11 protein-coding genes and 5 tRNA genes are annotated in these 12,224 nt (G+C 69.2%); 6 read left to right on the top strand and 10 right to left on the bottom strand.

The features are described 5' to 3' along the window. Positions 1–81 precede the first annotated feature (81 nt). The 3 genes from ACUJB0_RS08715 to ACUJB0_RS08705 are packed head-to-tail and all read right to left on the bottom strand — an operon-like array spanning position 82 to position 4,542. On the bottom strand, positions 82–1,977 hold the full coding sequence (locus ACUJB0_RS08715) for a putative bifunctional diguanylate cyclase/phosphodiesterase (protein WP_444844863.1): 1,896 nt from the start codon (positions 1,975–1,977) through the stop codon (positions 82–84). Continuing rightward, positions 1,974–2,534 carry a YfiR family protein gene (locus ACUJB0_RS08710; protein WP_444844862.1) on the bottom strand — a complete coding sequence of 187 codons (561 nt, stop codon included), beginning with the start codon at positions 2,532–2,534 and terminating at the stop codon, positions 1,974–1,976. Before ACUJB0_RS08710 ends, ACUJB0_RS08715 begins: the two co-directional genes overlap by 4 nt. Before the next feature lies 1 nt (position 2,535). Next, a complete protein-coding gene (locus ACUJB0_RS08705; RefSeq protein WP_444844861.1) occupies positions 2,536–4,542 on the bottom strand; it encodes a TonB-dependent receptor plug domain-containing protein in 2,007 nt (668 codons plus the stop codon). A gap of 215 nt (positions 4,543–4,757) precedes the next feature. On the opposite strand from ACUJB0_RS08705, the gene ACUJB0_RS08700 reads away from it, so the two are divergent. The 4 genes from ACUJB0_RS08700 (at position 4,758) to ACUJB0_RS08685 (ending at position 9,063) form a co-directional block, all read left to right on the top strand. Beyond that, positions 4,758–6,044: an ABC transporter substrate-binding protein gene (locus ACUJB0_RS08700; RefSeq protein WP_444844860.1), complete on the top strand. Its 1,287-nt coding sequence runs from the start codon at positions 4,758–4,760 to the stop codon at positions 6,042–6,044. Between the two features lie 93 nt (positions 6,045–6,137). Further along, entirely contained in the window at positions 6,138–6,812 is a 675-nt protein-coding gene (locus ACUJB0_RS08695; RefSeq protein WP_444844859.1) for a DUF6901 family protein, read from the top strand. A gap of 215 nt (positions 6,813–7,027) precedes the next feature. Then, positions 7,028–8,377, top strand: coding sequence for a hypothetical protein (locus tag ACUJB0_RS08690; protein ID WP_444844858.1), 1,350 nt, complete (start codon positions 7,028–7,030; stop codon positions 8,375–8,377). Between the two features lie 59 nt (positions 8,378–8,436). Then, entirely contained in the window at positions 8,437–9,063 is a 627-nt protein-coding gene (locus ACUJB0_RS08685; RefSeq protein WP_444844857.1) for a PEP-CTERM sorting domain-containing protein, read from the top strand. Between the two features lie 51 nt (positions 9,064–9,114). Here ACUJB0_RS08685 and ACUJB0_RS08680 read toward each other — a convergent pair whose 3' ends face one another. Next, positions 9,115–9,843 (bottom strand): lipid-binding SYLF domain-containing protein, encoded by a 729-nt coding sequence (locus ACUJB0_RS08680; protein ID WP_444844856.1) that lies wholly within the window; start codon positions 9,841–9,843, stop codon positions 9,115–9,117. A 208-nt stretch (positions 9,844–10,051) separates the two neighbouring features. Here ACUJB0_RS08680 and ACUJB0_RS08675 point away from each other — a divergent pair, with 208 nt between their 5' ends. Beyond that, positions 10,052–10,390 carry a DUF5335 family protein gene (locus ACUJB0_RS08675; RefSeq protein WP_444844855.1) on the top strand — a complete coding sequence of 113 codons (339 nt, stop codon included), beginning with the start codon at positions 10,052–10,054 and terminating at the stop codon, positions 10,388–10,390. Then, positions 10,387–11,064: a phosphoribosyltransferase gene (locus ACUJB0_RS08670; RefSeq protein ID WP_444844854.1), complete on the top strand. Its 678-nt coding sequence runs from the start codon at positions 10,387–10,389 to the stop codon at positions 11,062–11,064. The genes ACUJB0_RS08675 and ACUJB0_RS08670 overlap by 4 nt, the downstream gene beginning before the upstream one ends. A 64-nt stretch (positions 11,065–11,128) precedes the next feature. Here the strand turns inward: ACUJB0_RS08670 and ACUJB0_RS08665 are convergent, their stop codons facing one another. The 6 genes from ACUJB0_RS08665 to ACUJB0_RS08640 all read right to left on the bottom strand — a co-directional run bounded on the left by ACUJB0_RS08665 (position 11,129) and on the right by ACUJB0_RS08640 (position 12,201). After that, positions 11,129–11,575 (bottom strand): FKBP-type peptidyl-prolyl cis-trans isomerase, encoded by a 447-nt coding sequence (locus ACUJB0_RS08665; protein ID WP_444844853.1) that lies wholly within the window; start codon positions 11,573–11,575, stop codon positions 11,129–11,131. Between the two features lie 66 nt (positions 11,576–11,641). Continuing rightward, a tRNA-Gly gene (locus ACUJB0_RS08660) sits at positions 11,642–11,717 on the bottom strand. 17 nt (positions 11,718–11,734) lie between these two features. Continuing rightward, positions 11,735–11,808, bottom strand: a tRNA-Cys gene (locus tag ACUJB0_RS08655). A 56-nt stretch (positions 11,809–11,864) separates the two neighbouring features. Beyond that, a tRNA-Gly gene (locus tag ACUJB0_RS08650) sits at positions 11,865–11,940 on the bottom strand. A gap of 45 nt (positions 11,941–11,985) precedes the next feature. Next, positions 11,986–12,061: transfer RNA gene (locus tag ACUJB0_RS08645), tRNA-Gly, on the bottom strand. A 64-nt stretch (positions 12,062–12,125) separates the two neighbouring features. Further along, a tRNA-Gly gene (locus ACUJB0_RS08640) sits at positions 12,126–12,201 on the bottom strand. Positions 12,202–12,224 lie beyond the last annotated feature (23 nt).

The following is a 12,224-nucleotide window of genomic DNA, read 5'->3' as shown; positions in this document are numbered from 1 at the left end:
GCATGGGCAGAATGGCGTCAGGGCGCGTCTAGTGCATCGTGCTTCCATCTTAACAGAAGCAAACAATGCACAGCGCGCCGCTCAAGCGGGCGCGGTGAATTGCGGGCGCTGCCGCAACAGGCTTTCCAGCGCGGCCGCCGGCAGCGGTTTCGAGAACAGGAAACCCTGCATGGCGTCGCAGCGCGCGGCGCGCAGGAACTCGACCTGCTGGGCGTTCTCCACCCCCTCCGCCACCACCGACAGCCCCAGGCTGTGCGCCAGCGCGATGATGGCGGTGGCGATCGCCGCGCCGTCGCCCGGCACCGCGCTGACGAAGCTGCGGTCGATCTTGAGCTGGTCGATCGGGAAGCGCTTGAGGTAGGCCATCGACGAATAGCCGGTGCCGAAGTCGTCGATCGACAGGTGGATGCCGGCCGCCTGGATGCGCTGCATCAGCGTCAGGTTGGCGTCGACGTTTTCCATCATCGCGCTCTCGGTCAATTCCAGCTCCAGCAGTTGCGGCGGCAGCCCGCACTCGGCCAGCAGCGCCTCGATCTCGTTCATCAGGTTGGGGTCGCCCGCCTGGTGGGCCGACAGGTTGACCGCCACGTGGGCGATGCCGTCCAGCAGACCCTGGCGCCACCACAGCGCGGCCTGGCGGCAGGCGGTCTGCAGCACCCAGCGCCCCAGCGGCACGATCACGCCGCTGTCCTCGGCCACCGGAATGAACTCGGCCGGACTGACCGGCCCCAGCTCCGGGCAGGTCCAGCGCGCCAGCACCTCGAAGCCGGTCATGCGGCCGCTGCGGGTGTCGATCTGCGGCTGGTAGTGCAGGGTCAGCTCGTCGTTCTCCAGCGCGCGCCGCAGGTTGGCCTCCATCTTCAGGCGGCGGTTGGCGCGCTGCGTCATCTCCTGGCGGAACACCTGGCAGGTGTTCTTGCCCAGGCTCTTGGCGTGGTACATGGCGGTGTCGGCGCCGCGCATCAGCGACTCGGCGCCGTCGGCGTCGGCCGGGTAGATGGCCACGCCGATGCTGGTGCTCACGTGCAGCAGCTGGTGCTCGAGCTGGAACGGCTCGGCCAGCGCCTGCAGGATCTTGTGCGCCACCTCGGCCGCCTCGTCGGCCGCGTCCGAGGTCTCGACAATGACCACGAACTCGTCGCCGCCGATGCGGCAGATCAGGTCGGCTGAGCGCAGCGCGCCGCGCAGCCGCTGCGCCACCAGCCGCAGCAGCGTGTCGCCGCAGCTGTGGCCCAGCGTGTCGTTGACCACCTTGAAGTTGTCGAGGTCGAGCAGCAGCAGGCCGACCGCGCCGGCCAGGCGGTCGGCGCGGCCCAGGCAGGCGTCCAGGTGGGCGTTGAAGGCGTTGCGGTTGGGTAGCGCCGTGATGGGGTCGACGTGGGCCAGGTAGTGCAGGTGCTGCTCGGCCGCGCGCACCGCGGCGCGCATGCGCGCCACCAGCAGCCACGCCAGCGCCATCGACGCCAGCGCCACCACCAGCGTGTAGACGGCGAACGCGGCCAGGCGCCGGTACAGCGGCATCAAGGTGGCGCGCAGCACCACGCTGCCGATCACGGCGCCGTTGGCGGCCACCGGTTCCAGCACGTCCAGCGCGGCGATCGAGAACACATGGCGCTCGGCCAGCAGCGCGGCGCCGACCTCGGGCGGGGCGGCGCCGGCGCGCCGATAGCCGGCCAGCGGCACGCCGCGCGGATCGAGGATGGCGGCGCTGTCGACCGCCGGCGACAGCGCCAGCCCGGCCAGCGTCTCGGTGGCGGCGCGCTGGTCCTGGAACATCAGCGCGGCGCTGCTGTTGTTGCCGACGATGCGGGCCTGGACCTGCAGGTCGCCCAGCAGCGCGGCGCGCAGCACCACGAACTGGAACACCACCAGCAGCACGGCGGCCACGCCAAGCGCGGCGCCTGCCACCAGCAGGTTGCTGCGCGCGACCCTGAGGTCGAGCGGGCCGGCCGCCGGAGACTGATGGGCGGGCGTCATTGCACGCTCCGGGCCAGGCGCAGCAGCTTGGAGCTGAGCACCATGCGGGCCGCGCGCAGCGCGCCCAGGTCGGCCTCGAACACCACCCGCTGGTCCTCCATGGACAGCGCCAGCATGGCGCCGGCGCGGGCGATCTGGCGGTCGTTGGCGACGGTCAGCACGCTGGCGCCGCCGGCCGCCAGGTCGTGGTGCAGCTGCGGCCAGGCGTCGCGGTCCTGCCGGTCCAGCACCAGCAGATGGCAGGCGCGCGGCGCCGCGCCGGCGGCCAGCGCGTGCACCTCGAGCCGGTGGCCGTTGACGCTCTTGTCGCGCAGTTCCTGCAGCGCGGCCAGCAGCGCGTTGCCGTGGTAGGCGCACATCACCAGCGGGCTGGCCGGCGGCAGCGCCTCGGCCGGCCACTCGGCGAACACCGCGAAGTTGAACACGAAGGCGGCCTTGAGCTGCTGTTCCGACACCGGCGCCGCCGCGCCCTGCGCGCGCGCGGGAGCGCTCCAGCCCAGCAGCAGGGCCAGCGGCATCGTGGCGCACCACGCGGCGAGGACGCGTACCGTCGGCATCTCAGTACTCCAGCGTCAGTTTCAATTGCAGCCGCCGGCCGTCCTGCGCGATCGCGTCCTGCAGGTGCTCGAGCGAGGCTGGATCGGCATAGCGGCGGTTGAGCAGGTTGGTGGCGGTCAGCGCCAGGTCGGCGTGGCGCGTCAGCCGCTGCGAATACAGGTTCAGGTTGGCGACCAGGAAGGCGCCTGTGGAGCCGCCTTGGTACAGCGTGCGGCGGCCCACATACTGCGCCTCGGCGCCGACGCGCCAGGGGCCGCGCAGCGGCAGCGTCAGGTTCAGCTTGGCCAGCTGGCTGGGCGTGTTGACGTTGCTGCCGGCGCTGGCCAGGTCGTCCTGGTAGGTGCGCTGCCAGCTGTAGCTGGCCTTCAGGCGCGCCGCGTTGTCCCAGTTCTGCTCGTATTCGAGCTCGACACCGCGCGCCACCGCGCGGCCGGCGTTGACGAACATCGGCAGGCCGTCGCGCTCGACCTGCGAGATCAGCGCCGACACCTCGTTGCGGAAGGCCGAGACGGTCACGCGCCGGTTGCCGGCCAGCTGCCGCACCAGCGCCAGCTCGGCGCTGCCGATGCGCTCGCGGCCCAGGCCCGGATTGGCGCGCTGGCCGCCGTCGCCGCTGACGCTGTAGAAGCGCTCGTAGCTGTTGGGCGCGCGGTAGGCGCCGCCGTACATGGCCTTGACGGTGGTGGCGGCGTCCCACTGCCGCACCAGCGCCAGCCGCGGGCTGAACACGCCGCCGGTGGCGTCGTGGCGGTCGTAGCGCAGGCCGGCGTTCAGCAGCAGCGCCGGCGTCAGCGCCACCTGGTCCTGCAGGTACATGCCGTAGCGCCGGCCGTCGTGGTTCTCGTCCAGGTACAGCGTGTACGGCGCGACGTCGAAGTTGCGCATGCGCTGGCGGTAGTCGTCCTCGAACGACAGCCCGGCCAGCAGCTTGTGGGCGCCGGCCGTGGCCAGCAGCGTCAGCTCCGCTCCCCACCAGCGGGCGGCGAACACGTCGCGGTTGAGGGTGACGTTGGCGTCGTCGCTGGCGTAGTAGCCCAGCGAGCCGTACTCGGCCCAGTAGGCGCGCGCGCTCAGCTCGACCTGCGGCGACAGCGGCGCGTGGTAGCTCAGGTCGGCGTAGTTCTGGGTGTCGACGGTGCGCGAGCGCGGATCGTTGAAGTGCTGGCTGTACGAGGCGGTGGGCACGCCCTTGTCGCGCTCGGCGTGGATCAGGGTCGCGGTGTAGTCGCCGTGGACCGCCTTGGCGAACAGCCGGTGGCCGGATTCGTAGTCGAGCCCGTGCGCCACGCCGTCATTGGCCCCGCCGTCCGCGTACTCGGGATAGAACAGGTCGCGGCCGTCGGTCTTGTAGCGGCTGGCCGCCAGCAACCAGTCGGTGCCGGCGGCGTCGGTCCAGGCCTGGCTGGCGGCGGTGCGGCGGGCGCCGTCCTGGCCGCCCGAGACCGCCAGCGCGCTGCCCTCCATGGCCTGCGCGCGCCGCGTGATGACGTTGATCACGCCGAAGAAGGCGTTGGCGCCATAGACCGACGAGCCGGGACCCGGCACGTATTCGATGCGCTCGATCAGTTCGAGGTCAAGCGGGAATTCGCCGCCCATCGGGGCGGTGTCGAACACCGCGTCGTTGAGGCGGTTGCCGTCGATCTGCAGCAGGAAGCGGGTGTTGTAGTCGCCCGGCCGCAGGAAGCCGCGCGCGCCCAGGTAGGTGTAGTTGCGGTCGTAGCTGGCGTAGACGCCGCGCACGCTGCGCAGCACGTCGGCCAGCGTGCGCCAGCCGTAGGCGCGGATGTCGGCCGCCGTGATCACGGTGACGCTGGACGGCGCCTCGCTGGCGCGCTGCACGAACTTGGAGGCGCTGTAGACCTCCAGCTCCATCAGCTGCTCCAGCGGCAACGCGGTCAAGTCCTGCGGCGTGTCGCCGGCCCGCGCCGCGCCGTGCCCCAGCGCGCACAGCGCACAGAGGATGGAGAGGCGGCGCCGCGCTGGCCGCCATTGCTGTATCAGTACCATTTACTGCCTTGCAAGGTTGAACGAGGCGAGCCGATACGCAACACCTGGAGTATTACCATGGTACAACATCCCGCCGGGCGCGTCGCCCGCCGCGACGGGGCGGGCATGATTACAACAATCATCAAACGACGGAACGAAATTTTGGCTTATGCCGCATTTACCGCACACAACAGCATTTTCCGGTTGACATGCCTTGCATACGCACACAAACTTGCATGATGCACAAGCCTTCGATGACCTCCGTTTTCCGCCCGGGCGGACGCATTCCACGCTGGCTGGCGGGCGCGCTGTTCTGCGCCGGGCTGCAACTGTCGGCTGTTTGCAACGCCAGCGAGCACCTGATGATCGACTACGTGGTGTCCAACAGCGCCCAGCGCGCCGCCTGGCTGGGCATCATCGGCCAGTTCGCCGCGGCCAATCCCGACATCCAGGTCGAGCACCACGGCTATCCGCAGGAGCCCTACAAGCGCGACTTCCTCGCCCGCCTGAACACCAGCCGCGCCGACGTGGCCTTCTGGTACGCGGGCGAACCGCTGCGCGAGGCCGCCCGCAACAAGCTGCTGTCCCCGCTCGACGGCGAGCTGGCCGCGCTGCTGAAAAAGAAGAAGTTCTCCGCCGCCAGCATCGACGGCACGCGCGTGGACGGCGAGGTGTATGGCTTTCCGCTGTATCACTACGTGTGGGGCTTTGTGTACCGCAAGTCGCTGTTCGCGCGGCTCGGCCTGCGGCCGCCGTCCACCTGGAGCGAGTTCCTGCTGACCTGCGAGCGCCTGCAGGCCGAGGGCGTGACGCCGCTGGCGGTCGGCGCCCGCAGCGGCTGGCCGGCAGCCGGCTGGTTCGACTATCTCAACCTGCGCATCAACGGCATCGAGTTCCACCGCAAGCTGCTGCGCGGGGACATCGGCTTCGGCGACGCGCGCGTGCGCCAGGTGTTCGACGTGTGGGGCGACCTGCTGCGCAAGGGCTATTTTCTGCAGGCCACGATGGACCAGGAAATGGACCGCGTGCTGCCCTACCTGTACCGCGACCACGTGGGCATGACGCTGATGGGCAGCTTCATCGCCGCCAAGTTTCCGGCGGCGGTGGCGGGCGACATGGGCTTCTTCGCCTTCCCGGACTACACGCCCGGCGCGCCCGCGTATGAGGAAGCGCCGCTCGACGTGCTGGTGCTGCCGGCGCGCGGCCTCAATCCGCGCGCGCGCAAGCGCTTCCTGAGCTTCCTGGCCGAGAGCGGCGCCTTGCGGCGGATCGCCGAAGCCGACCAGACCTTCTCGGCGCAGGCCGACGCCGCCGCGCCGCCGACCCTGCTGGGCGACGCCACCGGCGAGATCCTGGCCGGCGCCGCCGGCTACACCGCCTTCTTCGACCGCGATGCCAGGCCCGACCTGGTGGCGCCGGTGTACGAGGGACTGCGCCAGTTCCTCACGCCGCCGCACGATGCCGCGCAGGCGATCCGCCACATCGAAGAGGCGCGCCAGAAAGCCTCAGCCTCCCGCCCCTGACGGCATCGCCGTGATTGTCATCATGTTGCATTGGGGATAAACTGAAACGGCGGCGCCTTCCGGCGCGGCGCGCTCGCCACCAGGGGAAAGTCCATGCAGAACGTGGTCTATCACTTCCGCTTCGCCGACGGCCAGAGCGCCAGCTGCGCGGTTGACGCCGACGCATCGCCGGAACCGGCCGAACTGCCGGCCTGGACCGCGCTGAGCTGCCAGCAATGCGCCAACTGTCCGCTGCAGCCCGCCAGTTCTCCCCATTGCCCGATGGCGGTGCGCTTCGTGCCGCTGGTCGCCATCATGGGCAAGCTGCGTTCCTACGAACAGGTCGAGGCCAGGGTCGAGATGGCCGAGCGCAGCGTCAGCAAGCACACCACGGTGCAGCGCTGCGTGGGCGCGTTGATGGGGCTGCTGGCGGCCAGCAGCGCCTGCCCGCACGCGGACTTCCTGCGGCCCATGGCGCATTTCCACCTGCCCTTCGCCACCGAGGAGGAGACCATTTATCGCGCGGCCTCGACCTATTTGCTGGCGCAGTATTTCCTCGCCCGGCAAGGCGGCGTGCCGGACTGGGAGCTGCACGGCCTGAAGGCGCGCTACCAGGCGCTGCAAAGCGTCAACGCCGCCATGGCCAGCCGGCTGCGGCAGGCGGTGGACGAGGACGGCGCCATCAACGGCCTGATCATCCTCGACCTGCTGGCCAAGGCCCTGCCCTATTCCATCGACGACAAGCTGGACGACATCAAGGCTGCCTTCGGCGGCGTCCCGCGCTGCTGACGCGATCCGCCCGGACACAGCGGCGCCGGGCGGGCAGCGCGGGTGTCGGTCCAGTTGACACTGTCTGCGCGCGCGGCGCGTGCTCGCCGGAATCTCCAATAAGAATCAAACGCTTGCGCGTCATGGCGTCATTCTTGCGTCGTCCAACGCCGCAGGCCAGTCCTGCCTGCGTAACTGTCCCACCGGACACACGCAGCAACTGCGGAGACGACATCATGAGTACTTTTGCAAGGAGCATCGCGACACGCACGGCGACCTGGCGTCTATGCGGCGCCATCGCGCTGGCGCTGGCCGGCCTGTTGCCGGTCCAGGCCGGCGCGGCCACCCCGCGCACCGACCTGCTCAGCGGACCCGGCTGGCAGGCCAGCGCCAACGGCATCGACGGCTGGATACCGGCCTACGCGCCCTTCCCCAATCCCGTCACCATGCCCAATCCGGCGCTGAACCCGCAAGGCGTGCATGCCGACCTGATGTGGTATTGGCCCGGCCCCGGCACGCCAGGCCCGAGCAGCGGCCCCACCACCGCGTACTTCCGCCACCAGCTCGACCTGCCCTCCGGACCGGTGCCGCAGATCGTCGCGCTGGTGGCGGCCGACGACGAGCTCACGCTGAAGGTCAACGGCATCACGATCGGCAGCTATGTGCTCGGCGACCACAAGATGAGCAACAACCAGCCCGAGGTGGTGGCGATGGATCTGACCCCCGCGCTGCACGCCGGCGCCAACCAGATCGACATCCAGGCGGTCGACACCGGCGTCTACCACTGGCTGTTCTTCGACACCTACAACCTCGCCGCCTCCCCGCAAACCGTGCTGGTGGCGCGCACGCCCGACACGGTCAGCCTGGTCGGCGACAAGGACGACTTCCACGGCGGCGACGCCGCCGACGACGCGCCCAAGTCGGCCCATGTGCTGGCCATGCTGGAGAACCTGGTGGCCGCCCCGCCCGTCGAGCTGGACCAGCCGGCGGTCAACCAGTCGGTCGGGCTGACGCACTTCCTCGACCTGCCCGCCAATGCGATCGTGACCTCGGCCACCGTCAGGCTGCGCGTCAAGATGACGGGCGACCTGGTCCAGAACGACGTCATCCTGTACAACCAGAGCGCGACGGTGGCCGGCGAAGAGGCCCGCACCGTGATCGCGCTGCACGACTTGCTGGACTTTTCGCCCCAGCGCGGCGCCGTCTACGAGCTGGTCTGGAACCTCGCCAAGACGCCGCTGCGCAACTTCTCCTCGCCGGTGCCGTTCATCGGGCAGCCCGACCGGGTGGCCGACCTGCTGACGATGTTGCAGACCGACCAGCGCCTGGACGTGCTCACGGTCGACGACACCATGGTCGACTACTCCGAGCTGCGCCTCACCTACACCGTCGCCGGCGCCCCGGTGGGCGACCTCAACAATGATGGCGCGATCGACCGGGACGACCTCAACATCCTGCTGCTCAGCCTGAACACCCTGGCGTCGGGACCGGACGACCCGCGCGACCTTGACCGCGACGGCCGGATCACCGTGCTCGATGTGCGCAAGCTGGTCAACAGTTGCACCCGGGCGTTGTGCGCCAAGTAGGCAGGACCACCGTGCCGGCCGCGCGCGGCCGGCTAGCTCATTTTTGCGGGAGACCTATCATGAAAAAACTGATGTGTGCGGCACTGCTCGGCCTGTCATGCCTGGGCGCCTTGCCGCAGGCGCAAGCGCTGCAGATCACCCTGACGCCACGCGGCGGCTACCAGATCGCGCCCGGCGGCGAGGTGGTGGTGGACGTAGCCATCGCCGGCCTGCAGTCGGGCGGCCTGAGCACCGAACTGGGCGCCTACCACCTGGACCTGTACTACGATCCGGACCTGCTGTCCTACCTGGCCGGGCCGCCGTCCAGCTGGGGCACGGCGCTGGGCCGCACCGACGGCGGCGCCGAGGCGCTGGCCGTCGCCGACCAAAGCACGCCGGGCCTGCTGCGGCTCGATGAAGTGTCGCTGCTCGACGGCGTGACGCTGGACGCGCTGCAGGGCGACAGTTTCCGGCTGGCGACGCTGGCGTTCCAGGTGGGCTATCCGAGCTTGCCGGCGCCCGCCAACACCTTCCTGTTCGCCGACAGCATCCTGCTGGGCGACGCGGACGGCAATCCGATCCCGGTGGCGCTCAGCGAGATCCCGGTGCTGATCCTGCAGGTCGACGAACCCGGCACACTGGCGATCCTGGCGCTGGGCGCGGCGGCGCTGGCGTGGCGGCGCCGCGCCGGCGCCGCCCCAGCCTGAACCGCCCCGCCGCCAGCCGCGCCGCGCTGGGCGGCCGGCACGGCGCGGCACTCACCGCGCGCTGGTCGACACCTGCCCCAGCGCCTGCTGCAGCGGCTGCGCCTGCGGATTGCTGACCGCGCCGGTGGCGATATCGCGCGGCGACAGCGCGCGGCCATAGTAGGCGTTGGTCAGCTCCTGGTTGAAGCGGATGTCGTTGAGCCCCACCGCCACGGCGTCGCCGAACAGGCCCCTGGTGCCGCTCCAGGCCACCACGTCGCCGGTGCCGGCCGTGCCTTGCGCCAGCCTGGACCAGTTGAGCACGGTCAAGCCGGCGTCCGCGCTCAGGGCGAAGTTATTCTTCTTCATGAACTCGCTGACCGCCTTGTCGTTGTTGAGTATCATCGCGATCGGCCCGCCCTCGGCGCCGATCTGCAGGCCCAGCGTCAGGCCGCCCAGGTCGTAGAACGCCGGGCCGGTCCAGGCGCCGTCGGGGCGCTTGAGCAGCAGCAGCCCCGCGCCGCCGTGCGCGCCCACGCCCAGCGCCGCCTTGCCGTACGAGGGCACGATCAACACGCCCTTGGCTTGCTGCAGCAGTTGCTTCATGCGTGGCTCGGCCTCCAGTTGCCGCACCACCGACAACGCGTCGCTGACGCGCTGCGTCGCGTTCTGCGCCGGCTTGGCGGCCAGGTCGTCGGCCGACCCGGCGCGGGCGCCGGCATCCTGCACCGCGGCGGCGCCGGCCATCAACGCGATCGCGCAGGCCAGCGCGGCGCTCCTTGCTTGGTATTTGAAAAGCATGGCATTCTCCTTTGATGGGTGATCGGGGTGCGCGCGCAAGGCGCGCCAACATCATGCTAGCCCCGCGCGCCAGCCACCGGACCTGCGCTGCATCAAGCGTGCGCGCCACCGAACCACATCGCGCGCCGTGGGTCCAATGTTTGGCGGGACAGGCAGTCCTGCCGACGCCGCCACATCCGTCTATCCAATCGCCATCAGGAGAGCCGACATGAACGAGACCACCAAACTGGAAAGAACCGCCTGGAAATCCTACTTCGACAACGTGTCCAGGCTGTTGGACGGAAAGCGCGTCGAGATCGAGGTGGCCTCGCTTGCCATCGGCAGCCAGATCGCGGCCGAGTGGCTGCCGGCGCTGGGCGTGAGCTACGACGAGGAAACCGACCTGCTGGCCATCATGGCGGAAGGCTTGAACCACCTGATCCGCCATCCGCGCGAGGTGTTTGTCCAGGCCGAGGGGCGGGAACTGCAAACCATCAGCGTCACCGACGATGACGGCGCCATCCAGATCATCCGGTTCAGGGAAGCGCCGCCATCACCGGCGCCATGACACGCGCACCAATGCGGAAAAGATGGAAGGATCGCCAGCAGGCAGGCCGCTGGCTGGCACGCAGGCTGGGGGCCTACGCGGGGCGCGGCGATGCGATCGTGCTGGCCTTGCCGCGCGGCGGCGTGCCGCTGGGCTACGTCATCGCGCGGGCGCTCGCACTGCCGCTGGACCTGCTGCTGGTACGCAAGCTCGGCCTGCCCGGCTTTCCCGAATATGCGGTCGGCGCCATTGCCGACGATGGCGCCCGCCTGCTCGACACCGCCGGGCTCCAGCAATTTGGCGTGCCGCCGGCGCTGATCGAGGCCGAGGCCGCGCGCGAGCGGCAAGAGCTCGCGCGCCGGCGGCACCGCTATCGGGGCGGACGCTCCCCGCCCCAGCTGCGCGGCAGGACCGTGATCCTGGTCGACGACGGCATCGCGACGGGCGCGACCATGCGGCTTGCGGTCCGGGTCGCCCGCGATGCCGGGGCGGCCCGCATCGTGGTCGCCGTGCCGGTGGCGCCGCCGCAGGAATGCGCCGTGCTGGCGGCCGATGCCGACGAGCTGGTCTGCCTGCGCACGCCCTCGCCCTTTTATTCGGTTGGCCACTGGTACCGGGACTTCGAGCAGGTCAGCGACGAGCAGGTGGCCGCTCTGCTGGAGCGGTCCTGGAAAGGCGTCGCGGTGCCGGAATGAGGCAGCAAAAAGGGCAGCCACAAGGCTGCCCTTCGCCGTAGCGGGGAACGATGCCGGCGACGGCTCAGCGCACGTCCAGCAGCTCGACGTCGAAGACCAGGGTGGCGTTCGGCGGGATCGGACCGGCGCCGTTTTCGCCGTAGCCCATGTTGGCGGGCACGATCAGCGTGCGCTTGCCGCCCACCTTCATGCCCTGCACGCCCTCGTCCCAGCCGGGGATGACGCGGCCGCCGCCCAGCGGGAAGCTGAAGGCTTCGCGGCCGACCGAGGAATCGAACTGCGCGCCGTGCTGCAATGGCGCGTTCGGCTCGTACAGCCAGCCGGTGTAGTTGACCACGGCGGTCACGCCGGCTACCGCTTCCTTGCCGGTGCCGACCACGGTGTCGATCTTTTGCAGTGGCGTGGCGTTGGCGGCGGCAGCGGTAGGCACCGGCGGCTTGGCGCGGTCGCAGCCGGCCACGGCCAGAGTCAGGGTGAGGCCAATAACGCAGGTGGAGAGCAATTGTTTCATGATGTCCTTTCGTAGGCAGCGGCACAAAGCAAAAAGGGCAGCCACATCGGCTGCCCTTCTACATACTGGAGCGGGAGAAGAGTCTCGAACTCTCGACCTCAACCTTGGCAAGGTTGCGCTCTACCAACTGAGCTACTCCCGCGTGGAGTTCAAATTGTCTGGAGGCGAGGATCGGAGTCGAACCGACCTAGACGGCTTTGCAGGCCGCTGCATAACCGCTTTGCTACCTCGCCAGAGGAAACTTTTGACCAAGATGCACAGCGGGGTTACGCGCTGCGATCCGAAATTCTGGAGCGGGAGAAGAGTCTCGAACTCTCGACCTCAACCTTGGCAAGGTTGCGCTCTACCAACTGAGCTACTCCCGCATTGGAGTTACATTTTTTACTGCGCCAGCCAATTTCCGGAGAAACTGGAGCGGGAGAAGAGTCTCGAACTCTCGACCTCAACCTTGGCAAGGTTGCGCTCTACCAACTGAGCTACTCCCGCATTGGAGTCCAACATTCTAGCAGCTGACAGCCATTAACGCCAGTGCCATGTGTTCCTGATTACTTGGAGCGGGAGAAGAGTCTCGAACTCTCGACCTCAACCTTGGCAAGGTTGCGCTCTACCAACTGAGCTACTCCCGCTTCGTCGTCATCAACAACAGGCC

The organism is Duganella caerulea, assembly GCF_040362985.1.
GTDB classification, from domain to species: Bacteria; Pseudomonadota; Gammaproteobacteria; order Burkholderiales; family Burkholderiaceae_D; genus Rugamonas; species Rugamonas vulcania.
The sequence above is the reverse complement of the archived record's forward strand: the minus strand, read 5'-3'. Positions and strand labels throughout refer to the sequence as shown.

Bases quoted from the DNA above. Each gene is read 5' to 3' on its own strand.
- ACUJB0_RS08715 (WP_444844863.1), bottom strand. From the start codon at position 1,977: ATGACGCCCGCCCATCAGTCTCCGGCGGCCGGCCCGCTCGACCTCAGG.
- ACUJB0_RS08680 (WP_444844856.1), bottom strand. From the start codon at position 9,843: ATGCTTTTCAAATACCAAGCAAGGAGCGCCGCGCTGGCCTGCGCGATC.
- ACUJB0_RS08690 (WP_444844858.1), top strand. From the start codon at position 7,028: ATGAGTACTTTTGCAAGGAGCATCGCGACACGCACGGCGACCTGGCGT.
- ACUJB0_RS08710 (WP_444844862.1), bottom strand. From the start codon at position 2,534: ATGCCGACGGTACGCGTCCTCGCCGCGTGGTGCGCCACGATGCCGCTG.
- ACUJB0_RS08705 (WP_444844861.1), bottom strand. From the start codon at position 4,542: ATGGTACTGATACAGCAATGGCGGCCAGCGCGGCGCCGCCTCTCCATC.
- ACUJB0_RS08670 (WP_444844854.1), top strand. From the start codon at position 10,387: ATGACACGCGCACCAATGCGGAAAAGATGGAAGGATCGCCAGCAGGCA.
- ACUJB0_RS08700 (WP_444844860.1), top strand. From the start codon at position 4,758: ATGATGCACAAGCCTTCGATGACCTCCGTTTTCCGCCCGGGCGGACGC.
- ACUJB0_RS08695 (WP_444844859.1), top strand. From the start codon at position 6,138: ATGCAGAACGTGGTCTATCACTTCCGCTTCGCCGACGGCCAGAGCGCC.
- ACUJB0_RS08685 (WP_444844857.1), top strand. From the start codon at position 8,437: ATGAAAAAACTGATGTGTGCGGCACTGCTCGGCCTGTCATGCCTGGGC.
- ACUJB0_RS08665 (WP_444844853.1), bottom strand. From the start codon at position 11,575: ATGAAACAATTGCTCTCCACCTGCGTTATTGGCCTCACCCTGACTCTG.
- ACUJB0_RS08675 (WP_444844855.1), top strand. From the start codon at position 10,052: ATGAACGAGACCACCAAACTGGAAAGAACCGCCTGGAAATCCTACTTC.